Source organism: Candidatus Margulisiibacteriota bacterium (assembly GCA_028706105.1).
GTDB lineage: Bacteria > Margulisbacteria > Riflemargulisbacteria > GWF2-35-9 > DYQY01 > DYQY01.
This window is the reverse complement of record JAQWCF010000092.1, coordinates 1-5,933: the sequence shown is the minus strand read 5'-3', so window position 1 is coordinate 5,933 and position 5,933 is coordinate 1. Positions and strand designations below refer to the sequence as shown.

Below are 5,933 nucleotides of genomic sequence, written 5' to 3'. Positions count from 1 at the left end.
AATTATTTCATGAAACGTTTGTTTGATTGTGACGATATATTCATACGTTAGTTGAGAGGAATAAACATTGAACAATAAAGTAGTTTCTATTATAAAAGAAGATCAAGGTTTTAATTTGCCAGAGATATATAAGGTATTACAGAAAGAAATACGGAGATGTATTGCTTTAAATTTGAGAAGAACCAATGGAAGAATTACAGAGGATGACTTTGTTAAAAATTTTATAGGCGTTAAGAATGTAGAAGCTTTAAAACAAAGACTATTTGTTATTGCAGAAAACGGTGAATTAGAATGGAAAAATGATATTATTTCAATTGACGATTTAGCAAGAAAATTAGGTTCGTTAGACAAGATAACTCCAGAAATAAAAAGATTATTTGATAGTTCTAAGTATTTATATAATAGAACAGATTATCCCGCTCTTGCACCTTCAAATAAGAAAGATAGAATACGCGGAGTATATGAACAAGATGGTCCAGTTTATGGGTTTGATTTATTGATTCGTCCAAACGTTGCAAAGTTTCATTCTGAGGAAGGGAAAGCTCACAATGATTTGGTTCTGGGGAAAAATTGTTTTGCCATAGTGCTTCATGTTGACATCAATATGGAAGGAAAAATAGACCTATATTCTAAGAGTATGGTTAGGTATGTAGGTTCTGCTGGGATAAGGGAAAATGGCCTTTTGAAGTTTTTAATAAGGTATTCTAGCCAAGGACTTAGGTCGGAAATAATTGAAAAAATAAATGCAGGCGACATTGAAAATGTCGTAAAAAAGGTTCTAAATGTCGCTAATTTAGCTGCTAGTAATACAATACGAGTAATTGGCCCTTAGTCTAAGCTAAATAGCAGAATCCAAACAATTATTCTTTATTTTTTGTTTTAATAGGTAAAATATTACCACCAGCTAGGTCGCTAATAACATTAATAAGCTCAGTGTTAGAAGGGATTACTATTTTGGTGTTATTTTTTAACGCTTCGCTAACAGTTTCCAGTTTTTTTAATAGTTGAGCGTTGCCTTTAAAATATTTTTCAGCAGATTCGTTGACTATTTTGATTGCTTCTCCGTCTGCTTCTGCTTTTAGTTTAATTGCTGTTGCTATGCCTTCAGCTTTTTTGATTTCAGCACGTCTTTCACCATCTGCTTTGGTTTCTATGGCAGTTGCCATATCAAGAGCCGCAATCTTTTCGTTCTCTGCCTTAACGACCATGTTCATGGCCATTTGCACATCTTCTGGCGGTTCAATCCTTTGTAGTTCTACTCTGACAACTTTGATTCCCCATTGAATAACTTGTGAGTCCAAGATTGACTCGACTTGTTCATTGATGGAGTCTCTGTTTTCATTGGCTTCTGTTAAGGTCATTTTACCGATAACAGCTCTTAAAGTTGTTGTTGTGAGCGAAGGCACTGCAGATTGAAAGTTTTGTACATTGTAAATTGCATCAGCAGGATTTATTACCTTATAGTAAACAACTCCGTCAACTTCCGCATTTAATTTATCTTTTGTGATAATTGATTGAGGGTCAATGTCCACTCGACGTTCGGTAATATTAATTATATATATGTTTTGAATAATAGGAATTATCCAATTAAAGCCAGCAGTGGCTGTTCTAGTATATTTTCCTAGAAATTCTATCACACCAAGCTCCATCGGACGGACTATTCGTATTCCAGTTGCAAATATAATCAGTATAGGAATTAAAATTAAAATCATGTTATTACCTCCAGAGTTTTATAGTTAATAGAGTAACATAGTAATGTTGAGAAATAAATTATGTAAAAGAGCAATCAAGCAAAATATTTGTTCCTTTGCTATAATCATTAGTGAGAAGATTTTGTTAAAATTAAGACTGTGGAGTTAAGGAGTTAGTTGATGAAGAAATATATAATGCTAGTTTTAGTCTGTAGTATATTGTTACTGTTAGCGTCTTGTGGGAATAAAACATATATAAATATTGTCAAAGAAACTACGCTGAAAGGCGAATCCTATACAGTCGGTCATTTGATTGATGCTATAGCTGGCAAGAATGGAGAAGTGAATTGGGTAATTGTTAAGCAAAAGGACCAGCCAAATCTTGTTACTGTTGATGTTGAGATTAAAACAGCGGATAAAGCAAATGAGCATATTGTTCAAATGCAATATTTTTTAAATACAGACAAGGATCATGTTAGGTTAATAAAAAAAGAAATTGATGGCAAGACTTTAACTCCTATGGCTTGGGCGTTACAGATATCGCGGATAATTATGGAGAGCAAGTCTCATTAGCTGGGTTTTTATCTTAATATTGCCCAGTTGTTAAAAGTACTAAGGTGCAAGCCACTAACACTTCAACATTGTTTTCCTTTAGTATTTCATGAAACTCATCATTCTCAGTTCCTGGATTGAAAATAACCCTTTTTGGTTTAAGACTTAAAACATAATTGTAGTATGGTGGTTGGTTTTGTGGTCCGACATAAAGCGTAACAGTATGAACATCATCAATTTTTGGCATGCCAGTTATGATTTCTATTCCGGCGATTAGCCCGTTTCTAATGCCAACAGGAATTGCTTCATGTCCTAGCTCAGTTAGCTTTGTAACAGCCATATATGAATATCTTGATTCTTTGGGACTAGCACCGATTATTAAGGTTTTTTTGGTTTTCATAAGGATAGTTTACACTATAAAGGCAAGAAATTCATGGTACAAGTTATTCAAAATATGTTTGAGGTTTTAATAAATGGGCATACATAACTGTGATGGTAGACAATAATGAAGTATAAAATAATTGCATTTAATGAGTATGGTTATAAAGATTACCTTGCTTATAAAAAAGAGAAGGGAGACCCTTTATATGTAAAAATATGGTCTTTTATGACCTCCCCTGTGAGGTTACAAGATCATAATTTCTTCAGTAGTACTGGAGATGCAATTACGTTGCGTTCTTTGGGCAAATTGTCAGAAACAGAATCAAATCCAGTTCAGGCTTATGTAAAAACACAATGGAGAGATTATGATAATTTTTCTACTGATGAGAAACAGGCAATTAAAGAATCTTTTGCTAGACTTAAGTTTCGAACTCAGGAGATAGATGCTAGTTTTAAAAAGCTAATCCCAAACATTATGCCTCGTACTTACTATAGGGGAATTATGTCGTCTTCTAATTTGGGTGTTAGAATGTTGTCTAACGCCAAAGAAGGAGAAGTAGTTATGCCAGATTATGGTTATGCATTTGCTTCGACAGATCGTGAAGTTGCAGATGGGTATGCTAGAGGAATGTATAAACCGAAGAATCCAAAAGAGCATATTTTTATAGAAATAAAAGCTCCAAGTGGAACAAGAGTATCAAAAAACCCTTTTCATCTTGGAGAAGTAGTATTTCCAAGAAAAGCTACGTTTAAGGTTTTAAAAAATATAGAGGAAGACGGAATTACTAAGGTGACACTTCAGTATATATTGCCTAAGAACTAGGTAAAAGTACAAAATCCTAGATAGTTGCTAGATTGATGGTTATGAGTTAAGCAGAAGTTACTGTGCAACGCTGTGCAATGTTTTGTGATTTATAGTTGCATAGTAGGCATGTATTTAAATAAAATAAAAGATAATATATTATCTAATTCTTGCAAAAATTAGCAATATTAGATAACAGAGTAGCTATGAATAATTTTTTATTGATTCAGCAAACACCGATCAAAATAGCTATTGCTTTGGAATGTGAGGGCGAATTGTTAGAGCTTTTCACCAAAAAGTAAGATAAGTCCATTGAAGAGCTGCTCAGTGGAAAGCTATAAGTCATTAAAGGTATTTAGTAATCAGCCACTAGTTGGAACCTTGGCAATAACTGAAGACAATTTCTTTGCCTTTGAATATGATGCAGAGTGGTTGGGTTCAGGCTATTCAAAATCCTACGACAAATGATATTTTACATGTTGCTAAAAGTATTGGGCTTAAATAAAATCAAGCCAAAGATATAGCATTGGATATTCAAGAAAAAACAAGAACGCTTCCTTAAACATTGTTCATTCAATCCTCCGCAATGCTTAATTGTGGAAGAATTATGCAATTACTGTCTCAATGGTTCGATATATTTAATAACTGAATAATTTGAAAAAGGATATTTTCATGGCAATAAATACAAACTATTATGTAACAGCAACAAACGCAACAACATTGGCTGCACATATAAATGCTAACGCTGACACCCAAAAATCTACTGAAAAAATAATAACAGCCTTACCTAAAGAAGAATACCCACTTGAAGCACAAGCGCAATACGACTCGTTATTAATAAGTGGTCAATTGCAAACTTCAGACAAACATATATTAAACCAAAGCGGAAACATTGTGACGTTAAAAGGTATAGGTATGCCAAACGGTGTTTATTTTGCATCATCAGTAACGGATATTTCTGTAGAAAGTGAAGTAGGCGAAGCTTTTTATGAAGAGGTAAAAGCAAAGGGGTTTAACCATGTAAGGTTTTATTTACAATATGAATGGCTTAACGAGGATTCAGATAAAGCTGATTTTTTTAATTTTCTTAATGAACAAATAAGCTTTGCTGAACAAAATGGTCTTGGAGTAATACTAAGTTTGCATTATTTTGGCGTACATAACGATGTTCAAAATGATGGACATTTTTTTAATGGAACTACTTCAGCCCAAAACATCAAGGATTTTTGGCAAAGAATTTCCGATAATTATAAAAATAACAATACTATCATTGGATATGGATTAATTAACGAACCTCAGCTATACAATTCTGTAACAAGAGAGACCTATTTAACGGAAGAAGCTCTTTATAATATTTATCAAGAAACAGCAACTGCAATAAGAAACAATGGAGATAATCATTTAATATTTATCGAAGAACCTTTTCATAAAAATAACGATACAGAATACATATCTCTAAAAAATCAAAGCATAAATCCTGATCCATACCAAAACTATGACCCATTCTTAACACTCAAATATCCTAATAGTGAACAAAAAATACCCAATATAGTATATGAGTTTCATTTTTATGGACCAACTGCTTTTACCCATAAAATGAACACAGGTTTTGGCGAAATGGGAACACAATACCCATATTTAGACTATACCAATTATGGTAAGGCAACATATAACGGTGGTGAATATGGATTGGAAGCTCTTAGCAATAATGCTAATTGGACAAACTATAGTAGTGGTTGGGTGGATTTATCTGAGCTAGGTCAAAACTCAACACATTTTGTGCCTGGATTTGTGATTAATGATGGTGATGGGAAGCTACAAATAGATGATGTAGTAATAACAAAAAAAGAAATATCCACAAACATAGAATCAAATATAGAGGTAAAAAATTCTGACTTTAGCCAATCTCGCAACTATCTAGATTGGGAAAATATGACACCAGATAATACTCCTAGATATTGGTATTATGAAACAACCTCTATGGATGAAAATACAAAACTAGAAATCCAAGATGGAGCACTGTATTTAGATTGCACTTCAGAACCCGGAAGACAGTCATCGATTAAAACAGTTGGTGGTCATAATTCTTATTTGTTTGATATTGAAGACGGCTATGAATATAAGATTTCTTTTAGATACAAACTAACAGACAATACTTTAAGCGATAAAATGCGACCAATGTTTCAAGTATTTAAAGAAGTAGAAACATTTGTATATGACAGAACATATATTGAAAATCGTATAAACACATATTACAGAAAATGGGCAGAGGATAATCAAGTGCCGCTTTATTGTGGCGAATTTGGTTCTGATGATCCCTCACAGGCAATATCAACTTATTCAGCTTCACAAGAAATAGCTTGGACGGCAGATATGGTTAGAGCATTATGCAATCCGCAAGAACCACACAATTCCATTTCCTTTAGCTTTCATAGTGGGAAAGATGATTATATAGATTCATCAAGAAATATTTCTCACACAAAGTCTGGATTTGGCATTATGGATAC

At 33.3% G+C, this 5,933-nt stretch carries 8 protein-coding genes; 6 read left to right on the top strand and 2 right to left on the bottom strand.

Translation table 11 applies throughout. The features are described from left to right. Nucleotides 1-67 precede the first annotated feature (67 nt). Nucleotides 68-832, top strand: a complete 765-nt coding sequence (locus tag PHF25_08295; GenBank protein MDD4528016.1) for a hypothetical protein — start codon at nucleotides 68-70, stop codon at nucleotides 830-832. A gap of 28 nt (nucleotides 833-860) precedes the next feature. Here PHF25_08295 and PHF25_08290 read toward each other — a convergent pair whose 3' ends face one another. After that, nucleotides 861-1,712, bottom strand: coding sequence for an SPFH/Band 7/PHB domain protein (locus PHF25_08290; GenBank protein ID MDD4528015.1), 852 nt, complete (start codon nucleotides 1,710-1,712; stop codon nucleotides 861-863). Between the two features lie 159 nt (nucleotides 1,713-1,871). Between PHF25_08290 and PHF25_08285 the strand changes: the two genes are divergently transcribed. Then, nucleotides 1,872-2,264 (top strand): hypothetical protein, encoded by a 393-nt coding sequence (locus tag PHF25_08285; GenBank protein ID MDD4528014.1) that lies wholly within the window; start codon nucleotides 1,872-1,874, stop codon nucleotides 2,262-2,264. Between the two features lie 13 nt (nucleotides 2,265-2,277). Here the strand turns inward: PHF25_08285 and PHF25_08280 are convergent, their stop codons facing one another. Next, nucleotides 2,278-2,643, bottom strand: a complete 366-nt coding sequence (locus tag PHF25_08280) for a CoA-binding protein (protein ID MDD4528013.1) — start codon at nucleotides 2,641-2,643, stop codon at nucleotides 2,278-2,280. 105 nt (nucleotides 2,644-2,748) lie between these two features. Here PHF25_08280 and PHF25_08275 point away from each other — a divergent pair, with 105 nt between their 5' ends. The 4 genes from PHF25_08275 to PHF25_08260 form a co-directional block, all read left to right on the top strand. Continuing rightward, nucleotides 2,749-3,447, top strand: a complete 699-nt coding sequence (locus tag PHF25_08275) for a hypothetical protein (protein ID MDD4528012.1) — start codon at nucleotides 2,749-2,751, stop codon at nucleotides 3,445-3,447. Between the two features lie 149 nt (nucleotides 3,448-3,596). Next, nucleotides 3,597-3,728 (top strand): hypothetical protein, encoded by a 132-nt coding sequence (locus PHF25_08270; GenBank protein ID MDD4528011.1) that lies wholly within the window; start codon nucleotides 3,597-3,599, stop codon nucleotides 3,726-3,728. A 25-nt stretch (nucleotides 3,729-3,753) separates the two neighbouring features. Then, the gene (locus tag PHF25_08265; protein ID MDD4528010.1) at nucleotides 3,754-3,894 is read left to right on the top strand and encodes a hypothetical protein; all 141 of its coding nucleotides are present in this window, start codon (nucleotides 3,754-3,756) and stop codon (nucleotides 3,892-3,894) included. A gap of 204 nt (nucleotides 3,895-4,098) precedes the next feature. Next, nucleotides 4,099-5,933, top strand: a 1,835-nt coding sequence (locus PHF25_08260) for a cellulase family glycosylhydrolase (protein MDD4528009.1), incomplete at its 3' end; no start/stop codon positions are given.